16 protein-coding genes and 1 pseudogene are annotated in these 21,120 nt (G+C 38.0%); 9 read left to right on the forward strand and 8 right to left on the reverse strand.

Translation table 11 applies throughout. The features are described from left to right. The first annotated feature begins 17 nt into the window (after window positions 1–17). Window positions 18–434, forward strand: coding sequence for a VanZ family protein (locus AC0N32_RS12715; protein WP_476394240.1), 417 nt, complete (start codon window positions 18–20; stop codon window positions 432–434). A 59-nt stretch (window positions 435–493) separates the two neighbouring features. Here the strand turns inward: AC0N32_RS12715 and proC are convergent, their stop codons facing one another. The 4 genes from proC to AC0N32_RS12735 form a co-directional block, all read right to left on the reverse strand. After that, a complete protein-coding gene (proC, locus tag AC0N32_RS12720) occupies window positions 494–1,297 on the reverse strand; it encodes a pyrroline-5-carboxylate reductase (protein WP_476394241.1) in 804 nt (267 codons plus the stop codon). Between the two features lie 53 nt (window positions 1,298–1,350). Continuing rightward, window positions 1,351–2,385 carry a UDP-N-acetylmuramate dehydrogenase gene (gene murB / locus AC0N32_RS12725; protein ID WP_476394242.1) on the reverse strand — a complete coding sequence of 345 codons (1,035 nt, stop codon included), beginning with the start codon at window positions 2,383–2,385 and terminating at the stop codon, window positions 1,351–1,353. A gap of 95 nt (window positions 2,386–2,480) precedes the next feature. After that, window positions 2,481–3,686 carry a pyridoxal phosphate-dependent aminotransferase gene (locus AC0N32_RS12730; protein WP_476394243.1) on the reverse strand — a complete coding sequence of 402 codons (1,206 nt, stop codon included), beginning with the start codon at window positions 3,684–3,686 and terminating at the stop codon, window positions 2,481–2,483. A 179-nt stretch (window positions 3,687–3,865) separates the two neighbouring features. Continuing rightward, window positions 3,866–5,413, reverse strand: coding sequence for a T9SS type A sorting domain-containing protein (locus tag AC0N32_RS12735; RefSeq protein ID WP_476394244.1), 1,548 nt, complete (start codon window positions 5,411–5,413; stop codon window positions 3,866–3,868). A 235-nt stretch (window positions 5,414–5,648) separates the two neighbouring features. Between AC0N32_RS12735 and AC0N32_RS12740 the strand changes: the two genes are divergently transcribed. The 3 genes from AC0N32_RS12740 to AC0N32_RS12750 all read left to right on the forward strand — a co-directional run bounded on the left by AC0N32_RS12740 (window position 5,649) and on the right by AC0N32_RS12750 (window position 7,242). After that, window positions 5,649–6,104 carry a DUF1801 domain-containing protein gene (locus tag AC0N32_RS12740; protein WP_476394245.1) on the forward strand — a complete coding sequence of 152 codons (456 nt, stop codon included), beginning with the start codon at window positions 5,649–5,651 and terminating at the stop codon, window positions 6,102–6,104. After that, window positions 6,082–6,738, forward strand: a complete 657-nt coding sequence (locus AC0N32_RS12745; protein WP_476394246.1) for a YiiX/YebB-like N1pC/P60 family cysteine hydrolase — start codon at window positions 6,082–6,084, stop codon at window positions 6,736–6,738. The genes AC0N32_RS12740 and AC0N32_RS12745 overlap by 23 nt, the downstream gene beginning before the upstream one ends. A 192-nt stretch (window positions 6,739–6,930) precedes the next feature. Continuing rightward, window positions 6,931–7,242 carry an NIL domain-containing protein gene (locus AC0N32_RS12750; protein ID WP_476394247.1) on the forward strand — a complete coding sequence of 104 codons (312 nt, stop codon included), beginning with the start codon at window positions 6,931–6,933 and terminating at the stop codon, window positions 7,240–7,242. Window positions 7,243–7,327: 85 nt separating this feature from the next. Here the strand turns inward: AC0N32_RS12750 and murA are convergent, their stop codons facing one another. Then, window positions 7,328–8,635: a UDP-N-acetylglucosamine 1-carboxyvinyltransferase gene (gene murA, locus AC0N32_RS12755; RefSeq protein WP_476394248.1), complete on the reverse strand. Its 1,308-nt coding sequence runs from the start codon at window positions 8,633–8,635 to the stop codon at window positions 7,328–7,330. A gap of 2 nt (window positions 8,636–8,637) precedes the next feature. Then, complete coding sequence (locus AC0N32_RS12760; RefSeq protein ID WP_476394249.1) at window positions 8,638–9,309, reverse strand: DUF4290 domain-containing protein; 672 nt, start codon at window positions 9,307–9,309, stop codon at window positions 8,638–8,640. A 188-nt stretch (window positions 9,310–9,497) separates the two neighbouring features. Here AC0N32_RS12760 and AC0N32_RS12765 point away from each other — a divergent pair. Next, window positions 9,498–10,928 (forward strand): annotated as a pseudogene (locus AC0N32_RS12765) (alpha-amylase). A gap of 51 nt (window positions 10,929–10,979) precedes the next feature. On the opposite strand, the gene AC0N32_RS12770 reads toward AC0N32_RS12765, so the two are convergent. Both AC0N32_RS12770 and AC0N32_RS12775 read right to left on the reverse strand, forming a co-directional pair. After that, window positions 10,980–11,393 (reverse strand): thiol-disulfide oxidoreductase DCC family protein, encoded by a 414-nt coding sequence (locus AC0N32_RS12770; RefSeq protein WP_476394250.1) that lies wholly within the window; start codon window positions 11,391–11,393, stop codon window positions 10,980–10,982. Window positions 11,394–11,403: 10 nt separating this feature from the next. Next, on the reverse strand, window positions 11,404–11,865 hold the full coding sequence (locus AC0N32_RS12775; protein WP_476394251.1) for a heme-binding domain-containing protein: 462 nt from the start codon (window positions 11,863–11,865) through the stop codon (window positions 11,404–11,406). 293 nt (window positions 11,866–12,158) lie between these two features. Between AC0N32_RS12775 and katG the strand changes: the two genes are divergently transcribed. The 4 genes from katG to cas9 all read left to right on the forward strand — a co-directional run bounded on the left by katG (window position 12,159) and on the right by cas9 (window position 21,117). Next, window positions 12,159–14,438 carry a catalase/peroxidase HPI gene (katG, locus tag AC0N32_RS12780; RefSeq protein ID WP_476394252.1) on the forward strand — a complete coding sequence of 760 codons (2,280 nt, stop codon included), beginning with the start codon at window positions 12,159–12,161 and terminating at the stop codon, window positions 14,436–14,438. Between the two features lie 260 nt (window positions 14,439–14,698). Continuing rightward, window positions 14,699–15,739 carry a glycosyltransferase family 9 protein gene (locus AC0N32_RS12785; protein ID WP_476394253.1) on the forward strand — a complete coding sequence of 347 codons (1,041 nt, stop codon included), beginning with the start codon at window positions 14,699–14,701 and terminating at the stop codon, window positions 15,737–15,739. A 13-nt stretch (window positions 15,740–15,752) separates the two neighbouring features. Beyond that, on the forward strand, window positions 15,753–16,574 hold the full coding sequence (locus AC0N32_RS12790) for a lipopolysaccharide kinase InaA family protein (protein WP_476394254.1): 822 nt from the start codon (window positions 15,753–15,755) through the stop codon (window positions 16,572–16,574). Window positions 16,575–16,935: 361 nt separating this feature from the next. Then, on the forward strand, window positions 16,936–21,117 hold the full coding sequence (gene cas9, locus AC0N32_RS12795; protein WP_476394255.1) for a type II CRISPR RNA-guided endonuclease Cas9: 4,182 nt from the start codon (window positions 16,936–16,938) through the stop codon (window positions 21,115–21,117). Window positions 21,118–21,120: the final 3 nt, after the last annotated feature.

Raw genomic sequence — 21,120 nt, forward strand, 5'->3', positions numbered from 1 at the left:
AATACATTTGTAAAAGGATGTTAAAGAAATTTTATAAAATTATTATTGTTCCTTATACTCTATTCCTGCTATACCTAATGTTCTTCGGGATGGGAAGGCGGCAGATGGATGACAATTTACTGACGGTAGAACCTATCGTGTCCACCCTAAATTTCATCAAAGGCTGTATTTCCTGGAAAGATGCTTTTGTAATCGTCGGAGGAAATATTGTGATGTTCATGCCTTTCGGATTTCTGGGATGGATTTTTCCTAAGCTTAATATCCTTAAAAGCCTTCTGTTTACTGTCGTTTCAGCCATTACCATCGTTGAAGCGCTTCAGTATTTTTCAAGGTTGGGTATTTTTGAAGTAGATGATATTATCCTGAATACGTTCGGGGTCTTTTTAGGATTTTTAATTAAAAAAAATATTGAAAAGAGGTTTGAAAATTTGTGAATCCGGATGTTCGATAACTTTGTCAAAGTTCCGAACTTTGACAAAGTTTTTTAGCCCAATTACACGTTCAATTGCTTCGCGCGCTTTTCCGCATTCAGAATGCCGTCTTTGAGAATTTCTTTCAGATTGTTCTCATTAAAGGTTTTCAGGGCAGCTTCTGTGGTACCGCCTTTGGAAGCCACATCCCCGATCAGTTCTTCTAAATTTTTATCGGAATTATTAATCAGATGATAGGCGCCCAGCATGGTTTGTTGTACGAACAATTTGGAAAGATTTTCTTCGATTCCCATGGCAACGCCCGCTTTGATCATGGCATCAATAATATAATAGAAATAAGCAGGTCCGCTTCCGGAGAGGGCTGTAACACCATCCAGAAGCTCTTCGTTTTCAAGATAAACCGATCTTCCGGTGGAGTTTAAAAGTCTTTCGATGTTGATAAGCCGGCTGAAAGAAATTCCCGGTGCCGAGGTATAGCCGGTGATTCCCATTCCGAGGAGAGTGGGAGAGTTGGGCATCGCTCTTACCACCAAAGGATGGTGTAATAAACTTTGAATTTTTTCGATTTTAATTCCTGCCATGATGGATAATATCATCTGATCTGGCCTGATTTGAAACTTCAGATGTTCCGACACGTACTGAAAGTCCTGAGGCTTTACGGCAATGACGATTAAATCCGCATCCAGCTCATGTACCTGATCAAAAGTTGAAATGGTAGATTTGGGAAACTCTTTTGATATTTCTGAAAACCGGGATTCGTTTCTCGTGATCAGATGAAGATTTTCAGGCTTGATGAGTTCGTATTTTAAAAACGATTTTGAAAAAGACAGACCCATATTTCCGGCTCCCAGTATAGCTATTTTCATGTTTTCTATGTGTTTTTATAACTTTGTCAAATTTCTCTTTGACGAAATTTTGTTTAAATAATATTCACTTCCCGTTCCAGCTCAATACCGAATTTCTCCCGTACCGAATCGATAATTTTTGTGGAAAAATCAAAAATTTCCTGTCCGGTCGCTTCTCCTGTGGCGTTGATGATGACCAGTGCCTGTAATTTGTGAGAGGCAACATTTCCGATTTGTTTTCCCTTCCAGCCGCATTGTTCGATAAGCCAGCCTGCCGGAACTTTTACGAAGTCTCCATTGGCATACCCCGGGATGTTTTCAAATTGTTGCTTAAGCGTGTCAAATTGAGTTCTTGGAATAGTCGGGTTTTTAAAAAAGCTTCCTGCATTTCCGATTTCTTTTGGATCGGGAAGTTTGCTTTTCCTGATGCTGATAACCGCTTTTGAAATATCCTGAATAGTCGGATTGGTGATGCCTGAATTGTCAAGCTCCGATTTTATCGCACCATATTCTGTTTTGATCCGGTGGTTTTTCCGGGTTAATTTGAAAGTGACCTCCAGGATCACGTATTTTCCTTTGCCTTCCTGCTTGAAAACAGAATCCCTGTATCCGAATCTGCATTGTTCCAGGCTGAAGGTTTCCAGCTTTAGATTTTCAAGATTGAGAACCGTACTGTTTACGAACGTATCTTTAATTTCAGTGCCGTACGCTCCGATATTCTGCATCGGCGATGTTCCTACATTTCCCGGAATCAGAGAAAGATTTTCCAGTCCGCCATAGTTTTTATTCAGGCAAAAGAGCACGAATTCATGCCAGTTTTCGCCTGCTTTTGCGGTAACCAGCACTTCTTCATCATTTATAAAATCTTCATGAATACCTTTGAGGTTAAGCTGAATAGCAATCCCTTCGAAATCCCGGGTGAGCAGCATATTGCTCCCGCCACCTAAAAACAGCAGGGGTAAACTCTTTGTATTTGAATCGTTGAGTGCATCCAGCAATTCTTCCGCAGAATGAACTTCAGTGAAATATCTGGCTTTGGCATCAACGCCAAATGTGTTGTATGGTTTTAATGAAAAATTTTCCTGCATCTTATGATTTAAACGATTCATAAACTTTAACTCTAAAAACAAAATATCAGCAATAAAAATAGAGAAGAAAAATTTCAATCCCAAAATTTATTGCTGACAGATCAATTTTTTTCAGCTTAAAGGCTGAATTCTATTTTATACTGCTGAAGCGCGTCCTTGAGGATAGCAGCACTTCTTTTCAGATCTTCTTCTTTTAAAACGTATGCGATTCTTACCTGTTTTTTACCAAGTTCAGGATTGCTGTAAAAACCTCCTGCCGGTGCAACCATGATTGTTTCGTTCTGGTTCGAATATTTTTCAAGCAGCCATTGTGCAAATTTCTCGGTATCGTCTACCGGAAGTTCTGCTACACAATAGAAAGCTCCTTTCGGCTTAGGGCAGATAACGCCTGGAATGGCATTTAAAAGATCTACCAAAATATTTCTTCTGTGTGTATATTCTTCCCTTACTGCTCTGATGTAAGCACCGTCATTCTGGTGGGCAGCTGTCGCGGCGATTTGGCCTAAAAGAACCGGGCTTAGTCTGGCCTGTGCAAAAAGCATTGCCGCATCGTGTATTTTTTTGGAACGGGTGATCAGACATCCGATTCTCACGCCGCACATCGAGTAACGTTTTGATTCTGAATCGATAATGATGCAGTTTTCTGCAAGCTCAGGAAAAGCCAGCATAGAAATCTGCTGTTTTCCATCGTATACATATTCCCTGTAAACCTCATCTGAAATAACGACAATATCGTATTTTAAAGCAATTTCTGCCAGTTTCTGAAGCTCCTCGCGGGTATACAGATACCCCGTAGGGTTGCCCGGGTTACAGATGACGATTGCTCTTGTTTTTTCGGTAATTTTTTTCTCAAATTCTTCAATCGGTGGCAGGGCAAAGCCTGTATCTATGGTTGAAGGAACGGCTACCACATTTACATTGAAAGTACTTGTAAACCCATTATAGTTGGCGTAATAAGGTTCAGGAATAATCACCTCGTCTCCATCATCACACAGGGTGGAAATGGCGAAATTCAAAGCTTCGGAACCTCCGTTGGTAACGATGAAATTGTCTGTTGTAAGATCATTAAAACCTAGTGAATGGTAATATTCTGTCAACGCTTTTCTGTAGTCCAGATTACCTTCAGAAAGTGCATATTCCAAGACTTTCAGATCGATATTCTTTAAAGCATTCAGTGCCGTTTCCGGAGTTTCGATATCGGGCTGCCCGATGTTCAAATGATAGACTTTTATTCCTCTCTGTTTGGCGGCAAGGGCAAAAGGAACCAGTTTTCTTACCGGCGAAGGCGGCATGTGCAGTGCTCTGTTTGAAATATTCGGCATTGTTCAAAAAATTTGTATGGCAAAAATAAGATTTAATTCCGCAATATTAAAATTAAGGACCGGAAAGAAGAGGATTTTATAAAGATCTGTTCGGTTTGAGTGAAGTTTAAGGTTGTTTATAAAGCAAAAATATGGCGCTCCGCAAAGAACGCCATAATGGTATAGAGATTTAATGACAACTATTTTATAATCAATTTTTTGGTGACCTTATTTAAGTGTACATAGTAAACTCCCGTTTTTAAATCCGATACCTCTACCTTAGGGTTGTCAGCATTGATAAATACCGTTTTTATGATTCTACCGGCTTCATCCGCTATTTCAACTTTTTGGTTTTTATTACTTATTTCAGATTTCGAAATCATAAAAAAGTCTGTTGTGGGATTGGGATATAGGGTAAATGTATTTTTTTCGGCTATTTCCGTCGTACTTAAATAAGGTTGGTTGTTGAATCTCGCCAATGATCCTGTATAAGGGTAATTGTAATACCCTGCAAGCAATACTTTTCCGTTAGGTTGTACAGAAACAGAATTGCCGTAGTTTGAATTGGCTCCAAAATTTACTAAAACTTTTCCGTCATAACTGAAATTTGTATTCAGAGTACCGTTGCTATTGAAATTGAGAAGATAAAAATAAGAAGTACCTCCTGTCAAAGTTTTGCCCACTGCATAAATTTTCCCCGTATTATCAATATCCAGGTCGACAATACCGCCATCCGAACTAGAATTATCAACATCGACGATGGCTTTGCCGCTATTTCCGAATGTTGTATCCAATGTCCCATCTAAGGATATTTTATACAGTGCTGCATCATCACTGTTCCCAGAATAGTAGCCACCTAAAAGAACTGAATTATCAGGAAGGAAATAGACGGTTCCAAAATCAAAATTATTATCTGTGGCGAATGTCTTTTTTCCTCCTGTTCCAAAAGAAGAGTCGAGTGATCCGTCCGGCTGCAGCATACACCATGCGCCATCATTGAAAGAGGTTTCGCCACCAATAAGGATTCTGGAATCACTTAGGATTTTTATCCTGTGCGCTTCATCATAATTAATGCTAGAATTGTAAGTAAAACCTATGAGGACCTTCCCGTCATTGCTGAAATCGGAATCCAATGATCCGTCGGTATTAAGCCTTGCAACGGCAAAATCCGTTGAAGGGCTGTTGTAATAAGTTCCTGCTACAATTATTTTTCCATCAGCTTGTAAGGCGATATCTTTTATCTGGTTGGAAGTAGAGCTGGAAGAACTCATTGAAAAAATGCTTTTTCCCTGGTTTCCGAAGGTGGTATCTACCGTTCCGTTTACGTTCAATCGGAGCACCCCAAAATAATAGTTGTCTCCATTGATGAACTGGGCAACAGCACCGCCTAAAATTATTTTTCCGTCTGGTTGTAATTCAACGGTTCTGGCAAAGTTATTATAACCGAGACCGCTCATGTCTAAATTGAAATACCCATTTGACCCGAAGGTTGTATCAATTGCTCCATTAGCATTAAATCTCACTGCGTAGAAAGTATTATTATTGGAAGAACCTACCGTAGCGGCTCCTACTGCAACAATTTTCCCGTCCGGTTGAGTGGCGGTATCAAAAATCATCTGCGTTGAAAAATAATTGGATGTGATCTTGCCTGAAATTCCAAAGGTAGAATCAAGGGTTCCGGGAACCTGGGCCTGCAAGTATCCGCCACAGATCATGAGGATACTCAAGAAAGTAATTTTTTTAGTCATTTATATTTTTTTAGGTTACAAATATAAAAAAAATGTTGTGTATATGGTTTTCGTTTACAGGTTATTACTGCAATATTGTGTATAGATTAGGGAATGGTTGTTTTTATAATTTTAACTTGAATAATCAATTCACAGAAAGGTATTAGCTATTGATAATATGTAAAAGGTTTGTTTCCATTTTAAGGCGTAGTTTTCATAAAAATTTTATTATTTTCGTCAATCAGTAAAATTTAAAATGCAGATACAATCCGTTTCCATAAAAGATTATATTTCTAAGATTCCTGAAAAGAGGCAGGCTGTCTTTAAGGAGCTTTTTGACACCGTCAGCAATAGCCTTCCCGAAGGCTTTTCCCAGGGCAGCAGTTATGGAATGATTGGCTGGGGTGTTCCGCTGGAAACCTATCCTGCGGGTTACCATTGCGCGCCGGGAACACCATTGCCGTTCATAAGTATTGCTTCCCAAAAGAACTTTATTGCCTTTTATCACATGGGAATGTACGCAAAACCTGATTTGCTGGATTGGTTTGTTTCGGAATTTCCCAGGCATTCCAAAAGAAAACTCGATATGGGAAAATCATGTGTGCGTTTCAAAAGAACAGATGAAATTCCGATGGAATTACTGGCCGAACTGTGTAAGAAGATGAGTGTTCAGGAATGGATTGATTGTTATGAAGAAAACTTTAAAAAGTAAAATTGTATTTGCAATTTTTGCTGCCTTTTATATCTTGTGCGGTATTGTAAGTTGTGGAATTTCAAAATTTTATGACCTGAAAAACGGCGATCTGCTTTTTGTGATGGCAAAAGATTCCGGGCTTTCAGGGGCAATCAATAACGTTACACAAAAACAGGAAAATGCTTCTTTCGACCATATCGGGATTTTGGAAAAAACAGGACGCGATTTTTATGTTCTGCATGCGGCTCCAAAAGGCGGTTCCCAAAAGCAAAAACTTAAAGATTTTCTTAAAGAACAGGCTGATGACGGGCAGAAGGTATTCGTTTACAGGCTAAAGCCCCAGTATAAAGCGGCTATTCCGGTGGCTATTCAAAAGGCAAATTCAATGCTGGGTAAACCTTATAACTTTAATTATATTTTGGATGAAAATACCTATTACTGTTCAGATTTTATTGAAAGAGCGTTCCGTAAAGATGGTATTTTCAGTCTCGAACCCATGACTTTCATCGATCCTGCAACCGGAAAGACCAATGCGTTCTGGAAAGATTTCTATCAAAAGAAAAACTTAGAAGTTCCCGAAGGTCAGCCGGGCTGTAATCCTAACGGACTGGCTGCTTCTGAAAAGCTTGTACGGGTGCAGGAATTGGAATAAATGATTTTTTATAATATCCAAAAGATACGGCAGATTCAAGAGGGTCTGCTTTTTTTGTTTAATTTTTTTTAAAATCATTTAAATTATTATCCTACTAATTTGGTAGACTAATAATTTTTTATATTTTTGTTGAAGTTTTTAATGACAAAAGAATAATGAGCATTTATTTTTAAACCTAAAAAAAGTTTTCCTATGATAACCCCAAACCCGAATCGCCAGATCGTACAGAATGCAATGAATCTGCCCAAAAAAGAATTGATCCTGGAAATTGAGCTGAACGGAAAGATGAAGTTTGAGCATCTGATGAACACGATATACAATCAGTTCGGGATCTGTCACAGGGTGTTATCTGCTAATGTGGAATATGCGGACGGAAGAAGCTTCGGCTCGGTGCAGCTTTATATTAATGTGAATTCAGATGATTTTGAAGAGCTTGAATTGTATCTGAATAAAAATAAACTTCTGAGTACCACTGTAGAATACGTCTGCAGAAAGTACACATAAGGATGGTTCATATAGTTTTTAATTACAAAAGCGTTCAGTGAAAACCGAACGCTTTATTTATTTTTAAATAAAATCTGATTTTGTATTAAATTCTTTCGATGTCTGCGCCAATTGCTTTCAGTCTTCCATCGATATTTTCATAACCTCTGTCGATCTGCTCAATATTGTGAATGATCGATTTTCCTTCTGCAGAAAGCGCGGCAATAAGAAGAGCATTACCCGCTCTGATGTCCGGAGACACCATAGTGGTTCCTCTTAAAGGTGTTTCCTGGTTCAATCCGATCACGGTGGCTCTGTGCGGATCACAAAGAATGATCTGTGCGCCCATGTCGATCAGTTTGTCAACAAAGAACAATCGGGACTCAAACATTTTCTGATGGATCAGAAGGCTTCCTTTAGCCTGTGTAGCTACTACCAGGATGATGGAAAGCAAATCCGGTGTGAATCCCGGCCATGGAGCATCGGAAATCGTAAGGATCGACCCGTCGATAAATTTTTGAATTTTATAATTTTCCTGAGCCGGAATAAAGATGTCGTCGTTACTCTGTTCAAGTTGTATCCCAAGCTTTCTGAAAGTGTTTGGGATGACACCGAGTTGATTCCAGTTTACATTTTTAATGGTGATTTCAGATTTCGTCATGGCGGCAAGACCGATCCATGAGCCGATCTCGACCATATCGGGAAGCATGGTGTGTTCTGTACCGTGCAGATATTCAACACCTTCGATGGTTAGCAAATTTGAACCGATTCCTGAGATATTGGCTCCCATTCTGTTTAACATCTTACAAAGCTGCTGAAGATAAGGCTCGCATGCAGCATTGTAAATTCTTGTTTTGCCTTTTGCCAGAGCTGCGGCCATAACAATGTTTGCGGTTCCCGTCACGGATGCTTCTTCAAGCAAAATAAACTTCCCGTTTAGCTCTTTCGCTTTTAAAGAATAAAAGAATTCTTCTTCATCATAATGAAACTCAGCGCCAAGTTCTACAAGTCCCTGGAAATGAGTGTCCAGTCTTCTTCTTCCGATTTTGTCACCTCCGGGAGTCGGCATGTAGGCTTCCCCGTATCTTGCAAGCATTGGGCCCATCAGCATGATAGAACCTCTCAGCTTAGCACCGTCTTTTTTGAATTCGGAAGATTTAATATAATCAAAATTTACCTGATCTGCTTTGAAAGTATAATCTCCGTGTCCGTTTTTGGTCACCTTTACCCCAAAGTCTCCCAAAATTTCAATTAATCGATTAACGTCGTGGATATCCGGAATGTTTTTGATCCTTACTTCCTCATCAGTTAACAGAACGGCACAAAGAATCTGTAGAGCTTCATTTTTTGCTCCTTGTGGAGTGATTTCACCTTGCAGTCTCTTTCCTCCTCTTATTTGAAATGTTCCACTCATGTCTACTTCCTGTTTTTATGATTGTTGTTGTTATTGTTGTGTCTTCTTTTATTGTTGTTGGGTTGGTTTCTGTTGTTAGACTGGTTTCGGTTATTGTTGTTGTTACGGCTATTGTTATTGCTTGTGTAATAGATTTTACTTTTTTCAAGCGTATCGATTCCCGTAAGGTCGAGCCTGTTTTCGGAAAGCTCCTTCAGGTGGCGGAAAATTACGTCGTCGGTTACGTGCTCTTTGTTATATACGTTGTAAGATTTCTTCATATTGTTGGCAATCACTTCGATCAGGGCTTCTTTTTCATCTCCCTGTTCAAGCTCTATTGCTTTTTCGATTAGCTGAAGAATACTTTTCCCGTAAAATTTAAAATCTCCCTGAAGTTTCGGGTATTCCATTCTTTTGGGCTTCTCGGCCAGTTCTTCTCTGGTCGGGAAAGGGTATGGTGAATCTACATCAAGATCGTATTCAGCAAGAATGAACAAGTGATCCCAAAGTTTATGCTTATAATTTTCTTCGTCGCGGAGCTGCGGGTTTCTCTGACCCATAAAATCGATGATTGCCATTGCCATTTCGTTTCTTTCCTCTTTCGAAGTAAGCTCTTTGCAACGCTCAACCAACTGTTGGATTATTCTGCCGTATTCCGGCAGATGAAGCTGGGTTTTTTGGGTATTGTATTCCATAATATGCAAATATATGGATTAATGGAAAAATTGTACTAAAATCTTTAAAGTTTATGATTTTTTAATGATGCTGAAAATTATTTTTTAAACCGCTTTCATGTTAAAAACAAAAATTATATCACGATCTATAGATATTATTTTAATAAAAGTGTAATTTAGGTAATACATTAATAATTAAAATTTTAAATATGAAAAGAATACACTTATTGCTTTCATTGCTGGCTTTAGGTATTGTAAGCTCATGTCAGGATAATGATGAGATGATTAAGGAAGCTTCGCAGAATCCGGAAGTCCATAGCAAAATCGTTAATGTCACCAATCATGACGGGCGGCCTTTCAGTACCGGAACTTCACCTTATGCGAAATTCGTTGCAGGGCCGGGAGGAAGTGTTCTCATGCAGGGTTTTTACTGGGATGTTCCGGACGGCGGAAACTGGTGGAATACCGTGAAAGGAAAACTTACCGACTGGTCGAATGCCGGTATAGGGGCAGTGTGGCTTCCTCCTGCTTCGAAAGCTCAGAACGGGGCTTATTCAATGGGATACGATCCCACCGATTATTACGACTTCGGAAATTACAACCAAAACGGAAGTACGGAAACGCGCTTCGGATCCAGAACAGAACTTGAGGCGCTGATCACAAAAGCCCACGCAGAAAATATGCAGGTCTACGCGGATATCGTGATCAATCACAACAGTGGAGGTCAGTCGGAGTACAATCCTTACGTAGGGTCCAATACCTGGACGAATTTTTCAGGAGTTGCTTCGGGAAAGTTTCCGAGAAGCTATAATGATTTTTACAAAAATGCCTACGGAAATAATGATGAAGGTTCTTTCGGGGGCTTCCCCGACCTTTGCCATGCCAATCCGTATGTGCAGGACTGGCTTTGGGGCAGAGACGATTCTGTGGCAAAATACTACAAAAATGTGATGAAATTTGATGGCTGGAGATTCGATTACGTTAAAGGCTTCGGGCCCTGGGTGGTAAATGCCTGGAATTCCAGCGTGGGTGGATTTTCGGTAGGTGAGCTCTGGGACTCCAATGTCAATACACTGGAATGGTGGGCGAATAATGCCAACAGTTCGGTTTTTGATTTTGCAGCCTATTACAAAATGGATGAAGCATTTGATAATGGAAATTTAAATGTGCTTAACGATGATATGATGTGGAAGAGGAATCCGTACAAAGCCGTAACATTTGTCGCGAATCACGACACCGATATTATCTATAACAAAATGTTGGCTTATGCTTATATTCTGACGCATGAAGGCTATCCTACCATTTTTTACAGAGATTATGAAGAATGGCTCAACAAAGAAAGATTAAACAATCTGATCTGGATCCATAACAATAAAGCTACGGGAACGACCTCTATTCTTTATACCGATAATGACGAATATATTGCAAGAAGAAACGGTTATAACGGAAATCCGGGACTGGTGGTATATATCAACAATTCTTCGAGCTGGCAGGAGCGGTGGGTTCAGACCAACTGAGCAAGCCAGCAGATCAAAGATTTTACCGGAAGCTCGGGCTGGTATCCGACGACACAGTCGGACAAATGGGTAAAGATCCAGTGTGCTCCGAATTCTTATTCCGTATGGTCGCTAAATCAGTAATATTCAACCAAAAGCCTGCTTCTGATCGGAGGCGGGCTTTTCATTATGGTTTTAAATCTGAATAAATTTTGCCCTCTGATGGGGAGTTGGCAGATAGCACTTCTGGTTGGCGATTTTCATCCTGTTTTTCGACACGGTATCATATATTTTGTCGCTTAAAAAAGAAGGAATGATTTTTCCCACGCCTGATAGGATATAAATACCTCCCAGCAGGCTGGCAATTTTTAGCACCGCCCTTGATTTTTCCAGGTAATATTGTCCGGGTTTCCAAAGGTACATCGTGTTGAAAACTTTGGTATTTAATCCTCTTTCCGATAAAAAATTCTGACCAAAATCCGATTGCAGTGAAGCAAACATAAACCGGTCTTTCCTATCTCTTTCGAGAATCCATTGTACCCAGAAATTACATACCCCGCAGTCGCCGTCAAAAAATACAATGTTTTTGTTTTGCCAATTTTCTTCCATGATGTCAAAATTAATAAAGCATTTTTCTCTCCGTTTCGGTTTTCTCCCTTTTAAAATAATCTGTTAAAATCTTTCTTTGGTCATCACTCAGTTTTGCTTTCTGATGTCCGATAAAATACGACTCCAGCGGCATTTCTTTCTTTTGAATCATTTCTATACACTCCTGCAATTTATGTGCCTGATCTTTCGGTGGATAAACGGCAAACGTAGAAAAATTAAGTTCTTTCCTTCCTTCATCGATGTGGTTTTTCAATACCCATGAGGCAGGGGCAATATTCGAATACCATGGATATTTTGTTTCGTTGGAGTGACAGTCGTAGCAGGAAGTTTGTACCAGTTTGGCAACTTCCGGCGGCGTATTCTTTATCTTAAGAAAATCCATTCCTGGCGTGGGTTCAGGATTCGTTTTATCAATAGGGAAAAACTGGATGATCACAAAGGCGACGAGAATTATAATCAAAACTTTTTTCATATTCAAATGTTTAAGCTACTATAAAAATAATATAAAAATTCCACAATATGACCTCAATCATATAATGGAATAATTCTAAATTGTGCTAAATTTTAAGGTTGTATTCCAGGCTCTTACATTTTTCACTAACTTAAATGTTTATTAAATAACAATATTCTATCCAAAATCGGAAATTACCAAATTATTGTTTTTAACTATTGATTAAATATTTTTGATAGATTGTATTTATGTTTAAACTAATGTAAGTTTGCTGTAAATAACGAATTGTAATCAACATAAAAAATTAAACTCCAATGGAAAAAGATTCTAATGACATCAGTAAATGTCCGTTTCATAACGGAAGCATGAAAAAAGAAAACGTAGCCGGTGGCGGAACCAAAAATTCCGACTGGTGGCCGGATCAGTTAAGGGTAGATATCCTTCGCCAGCATTCCTCATTGTCAAACCCTATGGATCCGGATTTCGATTACGCGGAAGCTTTTAAAAGCCTGGATCTGGAAGCTGTAAAAAAAGATCTTCACGCATTAATGACAGATTCACAGGATTGGTGGCCGGCCGATTTCGGTCATTATGGACCACTTTTCATCCGGATGGCGTGGCATAGCGCAGGAACTTACCGGGTTGGAGATGGAAGAGGAGGTGCCGGAGCGGGGCAGCAGCGGTTTGCGCCCCTGAACAGCTGGCCCGATAATGTGAGCCTGGATAAAGCAAGAAGACTTCTCTGGCCGATCAAACAGAAATATGGGAAAAAAATATCATGGGCCGATCTTATGATCCTGACAGGGAATGTCGCTTTAGAGTCGATGGGGTTCAGGACTTTCGGATTTGCGGGCGGTCGTGAAGATGTGTGGGAGCCGGATATGGATGTTTATTGGGGAGCTGAGAAAACATGGTTAGGAGGGGATCTTCGTTATTCGCACGGTTCGGATGGGGTGGTGGAAGGACGTGGTGTTTTACCTTCGGATGATGATGCAGATGGTGATATTCATACACGGGACCTTGAAAAACCCCTGGCTGCGGTACAAATGGGATTGATTTATGTAAATCCCGAAGGACCGGACGGGAATCCTGATCCTATTGCCGCGGCGAAAGATATCCGCGATACTTTCGGAAGGATGGCGATGAACGATGAAGAAACAGTAGCGCTGATTGCGGGAGGTCATACCTTCGGAAAAACACACGGAGCCGGACCCGCAGATCACGTAGGAAAAGAGCCGGAAGCAGCGGGAATTGAAGCGCAGGGATTCGGCTGGAACAGTACTTATAAATCAGGAAAAGGCCCGGATGCGATCTCCAGCGGTCTTGAAGTGACCTGGACGGAAACCCCGACCCAATGGAGTAATTTTTTCTTTAAAAACCTGTTTGAAAACGAGTGGGAGCTTACGAAAAGCCCGGCAGGAGCACATCAGTGGGTGGCTAAAAACGGAGAAGAAATCATTCCGGATGCATTTGATCCTGCAAAAAAACACAGACCGACAATGCTCACGACAGATCTCTCTTTAAGATTTGACCCGGAATATGAGAAGATTTCAAGAAAGTTTTATGAAAATCCCGAAGCATTTGCAGATGCTTTTGCCAGGGCGTGGTTTAAACTGACCCACCGGGATATGGGACCGAAAGCGCGGTACCTGGGACCGGAAGTCCCTGCAGAAGAACTGATCTGGCAGGATCCTCTTCCTGAGGCCGATTATACCATCATCAATAATTCGGATGTGGAAGGATTAAAATCAAAAATTCTTAGTTCGGGATTGAGTGTTTCAGAATTGGTGTCTACGGCCTGGGCATCGGCATCTACCTTCAGGGGAAGTGATAAGAGAGGAGGTGCGAATGGTGCGAGAATCCGCCTGGCTCCACAAAAAGACTGGGAAGTGAATAATCCTCAGCAGCTGCAGAAAGTTTTGGGTGTTTTGGAAAATATTCAGAACGAATTTAATGAAAGCCAGACCGGGGGTAAAAAAGTTTCACTGGCTGATCTCATCGTGCTTGCGGGAACTGCTGCGGTAGAAAAAGCGGCAAAAGATGCGGGGTATACTATTATTGTCCCTTTCGCGCCGGGAAGAACCGATGCCTCACAGGAGCAGACCGATGTGGAATCGATGAAATATCTTGAGCCTGCAGCCGACGGATTCAGGAATTATTTAAAAAAGAAATTTTCGGTTTCTACAGAGTCTTTACTGATTGACAAAGCTCAGCTTTTAACCCTGACGGCTCCCGAGCTTACAGTACTGATCGGTGGAATGAGATCTTTACAGGCTAATTACGATCACTCACAGCATGGTGTTTTTACACATAGGCCCGGTGTGCTTACCAATGATTTCTTTGTTAATCTTTTGGATATGAGTACTCAGTGGAAGGCAGCTTCTGACGACAAAGAGGTGTATGAAGGAACTGACCGGAAAACAGGTGAGAAAAAATGGACGGCGACCCGTGCGGATCTGGTATTCGGGTCAAATTCTGAACTCAGGGCTATCGCTGAAGTCTACGCAAGTTCCGATGCTCAGGAAAAGTTTGTCAATGACTTCGTTTCAGCATGGGTGAAAGTAATGAATCTGGACCGGTTTGATTTAAATTAATACGGTCAATGAAGGAGTCTTGATTACAGTATCTTAATGACATAGCTTTTAAAGCAGAACAAAATCCATATTGCATAATTGTAATGTGGATTTTTCATTATATAGGGATATAAATCATTGTATTGATATTTAGTGTTAAAATTACTGAGATAATTTCTATTATCATAATAGGTAATTATTATGGATTTTCTGTTAAATCACTCATGACTCATGAATGTTTTATGACTAAATATGATTATTATTGTTAAATATTTTTTTTAATGAAAGTACCGAAAAAAGTAAATGCCATTAGGAGGTCATTAATGAGAAAGCTTACTGAAAATATTGGCAAAACCAACTTTGAAACAGTTAAAAAAGATGATCTTAAAATAAAAAGAATTTTAATATCACGACCCAATCACCGGCTCGGCAATTTACTTCTACTCAGCCCTTTGGTTCAGGAAGTGATCAATACGTTTCCTGACAGTAAGATCGATCTCTTCGTGAAAGGGCAGATCTCTCCAATCATTTACAAAAATTATAAAAATATTGACAAGGTGATCCAGCTTCCGAAAAAGCCGTTTAGTAATATTTTTAAATATGTAGGAGGATGGCTGTCGCTCCGTGCAAGGAAGTATGATCTGGTGATCAATGCGAATTTTGGTTCATCATCGGGAAGGCTTTCCACTTCTTTTGCGCGTGCTAAATTTAAGCTGTTCGGAGAATATGATGAAAAATACGTGCGGCAATTTGTTGGTTACCAGCATTCTGCCAAGCATCCTGTTTATAATTTAAGACAATATTTGTCACAGCTGGGGATGCCTGCCAATACTAATGAACCGCCCTTCCTGGATTTGAAACTGGACGCCATGGAAATTGAAAGCGGAAGGAAAAGTCTATTTTCCATTGTGCAAGCTGATAAACCTGTGATCTGTCTGTTCACCAATGCTACCGGAGATAAATGCTACTCTGAAGAATGGTGGCACGATTTCTACAGCAGTTTACAACAGACATTTCCTGGTCATCACATTGTGGAACTTTTGCCGGTTGAAAATATTTCCAAGTTAAACTTTACCATACCTCATTTTTACAGTAAGGACATCCGTGAAATGGGGGCTTTTATCGCAAATACACAATTGTTTATTGCGGCGGATAATGGGGTAATGCATTTAGCCAGTGCCAGCGGGACGCCTACCGTAGGGCTGTTTTCAGTCACGGATGAAAATCTTTACAGACCCTATAACTCAAAAAGCTTTTCCGTAAACACAGGACACACATCAAACGAAAATATCATGGCTTTATTGCGTAAAACCATGGAATAAAATAATAGATAATATGAAATTTACTTTTGCTGAAGGCTTATATACGTATAAGGATGATATTCTGTCAACATTAAAAAAGTTCAAATATGACGGCAGATTAATTGGAGATGGTTCACGGAATGTGATTAAAGTATTTAAATTGAAGGGGGTACATTTTAATTTTAAATTATTTAAACAACATAATATCATCAACAGGCACATCTATAAGTTTTACCGGAAATCTAAAGCACAGCGCTCATTTGAATATGCGCATATGCTTCTCCGGAAAAGCTATTGGACCCCAAAACCTATCGCCTATATTGAAAATCATGACATTATCGGATTGACATCCAGCTACTACGTCAGTGAACAGCTGGAAGATTGCTGGACTTTTGACCATGTTCTCCGGGACCCTGCTTTTGTTGACCGTGAAGAAATTATAAAAGAGTACACCTCATTAATGTTTCGCCTGCATAATGATGGGATCCTGTTTTTAGACAATTCACCAAATAATTTTTTAATTCGGAAGGAAAACGATGCCTATTCAATTTACATGGTCGATCTGAACAGGATGAGCTTCTACGATTCGATTGATCTGAATAAAAGACTTGCAAATTTTGCCAGACTCAGCAATGATCCTCAGGTGATCAGAATCATTGCCGAACAATATTCTTATCTGTACGGCTGTCCGGTAGATTTCTGCCTGAACAGGATCGCCCGGCATGCTAATCGGCAGATTGTCAAGCGTAAAATAAAGAAGGTATTAAAATTCTATAAATACTTCACCAAAATTTTTAAAAGAACTTTTTCGTCACCGCTATGCATTGCTTTGTGTGAAGTGTATCTTTCCTATTAGCAATAGGTTACATAAATAAAAAACAGGAAAAATGGCCTTCATTTTTCCTGTTTTTTATTGTAATGATATTTTGTAACCATTTATGATTTTATCCGTATTTAACAATCGTAAAAATGCTGTTCCGGTTTGATGCTGGCATTTTTATGAATGATAAAAGTTACTTCAAGAGTTCATTTTTGAAAATAAAAAATGCCCCGAAGATAGTCGAGGCGCTAAATGTTTTCACAACGGAATTATCCTTATTGTGAATTGCTTTCGAATACAAATCTAGAAAATTTTTTTTTAACTGATTTATGGTTTCCCGTAAAAATACTTATTCATTTATTTTTACATTTAAGCAATTTCTAAAAACTAATAGATTATGACTAAAAATATACTTGGACTTGATTTAGGCGTATCTTCAATAGGATGGGCCTATGTTCAGGAAGATTCTAAAAGTCCTGAACATAATAAGATCATTAAACTTGGAGTTCGCGTCAATCCGCTTACTGTTGATGAACAATTGAATTTTGAAAAAGGAAAACCGATTACGACCAATGCCGGAAGAACTTTAGCCAGAAGTGCAAGAAGAAATCTTCAAAGGTTTAAGTTAAGAAGGGCTAATCTTATCGAGATTTTAATAAAAAATAATATTCTTACTGAAAATGATTTCCTTGCTGAGGTAGGCAAAAATTCTACTTTTCAAACTCAGGAATTAAGAGCAAAAGCAGCACAGGAAAAAATTGATCTGGCTGAATTTGCAAGAGTCTTACTTTTAATTAATAAAAAAAGAGGATACAAAAGCAGCCGTAAAGCCAAAAATGATGATGAAGGACAGATTATAGACGGAATGTTTGTTGCCAAAAAATTATATGAAGAGAATTTAACTCCGGGAGAATATTCATACCAACTTTTACAGGAGGGAAAGAAACAATTGCCTGATTTTTACCGTTCGGATTTACATTCGGAATTTGATAAGGTCTGGAATTTTCAAAGGAATTTTTATCCTGAAATTCTTACGGAGCAGCTTTATAACGATTTACAGGGAAAGAATAAAAATGCCACCTGGGCCATTTTAAAAGAACCATTTTCTCTTGTAGGAATAAAACAAACAGGTACTACTCAGGAAAAAAAAGAAGAAAAATATCTTTGGAGAAGTAAAGCTGTAAAAAAACAATTGGATTTTGAAAGCCTGGCGGTTGTTCTTCAGGAGATCAATAGCAATCTGAATAGTTCAAGCGGGTATTTGGGAGCAATAAGTGATAGAAGCAAGGAATTATATTTTAAGAATCAGACTGTTGGAGAATATTTATTTCAGCAGTTGAAAGACAATCCTCACGCGAAGCTTAAAAATCAGGTTTTCTATCGACAGGATTATTTAGACGAATTCGATAAAATTTGGGAAACCCAAGCAAAGTATCATAAAGAATTAACGGAGGATTTAAAAGCAGAAGTTCGGGATATTATTATTTTTTATCAAAGAAAACTGAAATCACAGAAAGGTTTAATCAGTATCTGTGAGTTTGAAAACAGAAAAATTGAAATTACAGAAAATGGAAAAATAAAAAAGAAGACGATTGGTTTAAAAGTAGCACCAAAGTCTTCTCCGTTATTTCAGGAGTTTAAAATCTGGCAGGTTCTTAATAATTTACTGTTTCAAAATGTAGATACAAAGGAAGTTTTTCCTATAGATTTTGATTTTAAACAATCCATTTTTGATGAAGTGAATATTAAAGGAAAACTTTCGGCAAAGGATGTTTTAGATCTTGTTGGTTATTCAGGAAAAGAGTGGAAAGCAAATTTGAAAGAAATTGAAGGAAACTATACCAATGAAAATTTGTATACTGCTTTTCTGAAGATTATTGCCAGTGAAGGAATAGAATTCCCAAAAGAATTTAAATTAACCATTGAGGATGAAATAAAAGTTTCTAAAATAAATGTTTCTGCAAAGATTATAAAAACATTTGTTAGGGAAAAGCTGTCGGAATTGGGAATTGATATTTCTATTCTGAACTTCAATCCCGAATTGGAAGGAAGTGATTTTGAAAGACAGTCTTCTTATCAACTGTGGCATTTGCTTTATTCTTATGAAGGTGATGATTCTCCTTCCGGGAATGAAAAGCTATATGAATTATTGGAAAAGAAATTCGGTTTCAAAAAAGAACATTCCAAAATATTGGCGGAAATCGGTTTTCCTCAGGATTATGGAAGTCTGAGTACTAAGGCTATGAGAAAGATTTATCCATTCATCAAAGAGCATAAATACAGTGTAGCCTGTAATTATGCAGGTTATAATCATTCTAAAAATTCTTTGACCAAAGAACAGTTAGAAAACCGCGTATTAAAGGAGCAGTTAGAAATACTTCCAAAAAATTCCTTACGAAATCCTGTAGTTGAAAAGATCTTAAATCAAATGATTAATCTGGTAAATGAACTCATTAAAGAATACGGAAGACCTGATGAAATAAGAATCGAACTTGCACGAGAGCTTAAATTTAGTGCGGAAGAACGTGCGACCATGACTTCTGAAATTAACAAAGCCACCATACAGCATCAGAAATATGCTGAAATTTTAAGAAAGGAATTTAATATTCCTGTTCCATCAAGAAATGATATTATCCGTTATAAGTTATACTTAGAACTGGCAAATAATGGCTTTAAAGATTTATATACAAATGCGAAAATTGAACGTGAAAATTTATTTAGTGAGAAATATGATATAGACCACATCATACCACAATCCCGATTTTTTGATGACAGTTTTTCCAATAAAGTTTTGGTACCACGGGGAGCCAATCTCAAAAAAGGAAATTTTACAGCTTTCGATTATCTTGAAATAGAAGGAAAAGAAAAGTTAGAAAAATTTCTCAACATTATACGAGATCTGTATGATAAAGGAGCAATTACAAAAGCCAAATTTGAAAAATTACAAAAAAAAGGTATTGAAATAGGAGATGGCTTTATTGAAAGAGATTTACGGAACACCCAATACATTGCGAAAAAATCTAGGGAAATACTCTTCGGAATAACCAATTCTGTAATTTCAACTTCTGGAAGGATAACAGATAAACTTCGTGAGGATTGGAATCTCGTAAATACAATGAAAGAACTTAATCTGGAAAAATACAGAAAATTAGGTTTTACCGAAACGGTTATTAATTCGAAGGGAGAAGAGAAACAGAGAATTATAGATTGGACGAAACGAAACGACCATCGCCATCATGCGATGGATGCTTTGACGGTTGCTTTTACAACACATAATCATATTCAGTATTTAAATTATTTAAATGCAAGAAAAAATGAAGAGCATAAAGAGCATAAAATAATTACAAATATTGAGAAAAATATTACAGAAATAGTTGAAAAGAAAAATGGTTCAAAAGAAAGACGATTTAAAGAACCTGTAAAAAATCTTAGAAAAGAAGCCAGAAAATATTTAGATGAGATCTTAATTTCTCATAAAGCTAAAAATAAGGTTGTAACTAAGAACATTAATAAAATTAAGAAAAAAGGTGGCATAATTGCAAAGACAGAACTTACACCAAGAGGTCAGCTTCATAAAGAAACGATTTACGGAAGCTCAAAATTTCTTAAAACCAGAGAAGAAAAAATATCAGGAAAATTCGATTGGGAAACTGTTCAAAAGGTCCAAAACGAAAGCTATAGAAAAGCTTTATTACATAGATTAAAAGAATTTGGAGAAGATCCTAAAAAAGCATTTACAGGAAAAAATATTATTTCAAAAAATCCCATCTATTTAAGTGAAAATGAGAAGATACCTGAGAGTGTAATTTTAGCTTGGTATGAAACAGGTTATACAATTCGAAAAGCTGTCAATCCGGATAATTTTAAAGATTATAAAAATATTGAAAAGGTAATTGATAAAGGGGTTAAGAATATATTAATAGAAAGATTAAAAGAATTTAATGGAAATTCCAAAGAAGCTTTTTCTGATTTGGAAAAGAATCCAATCTGGCTTAATAAATCTAAAGGGATTGCTATAAAGACGGTTACCATTTCAGGGATTAATAATGCTGAAGCTTTACATTATAAAAAAGATCATTTAGGAAGAGAAATTTTAGATGAAAATGGTAGAAAGATAGCTGTCGACTTTGTGAGTACTGGCAATAATCATCATGTAGCTATTTATGAAGATGTAAATGGAAATTTTCAGGAAAAAGTTGTTAGCTTTTATGAAGCTGTTGAAAGAGTAAACCAAAATTTACCGATTATTGATAAAGAATATAATGCTGAGTTAGGCTGGAAGTTTTTATTTACACTGAAACAAAATGAAATGTTTTTATTTCCTTCTGAAGATTTTGATCCATTAGAAGCGGATTTATTTGATGATAAGAACCTAAGTTTGATTTCTAAAAACTTGTTTAGAGTACAAAAGTTTACCATAAAAGATTATTTTTTTAGGCATCATCTGGAAACTAATGTTGAAGATAATTCTGCCTTGAAAGGAGTCACTTGGAGAAGAGAGGGATTAAGCGGATTAAAAGGTGTTTTAAAGGTTCGTCTGAATCATCTGGGGAAAATAGTTCAGGTAGGAGAATATTAAAAT

It is taken from the genome of Chryseobacterium endophyticum, assembly GCF_056333165.1.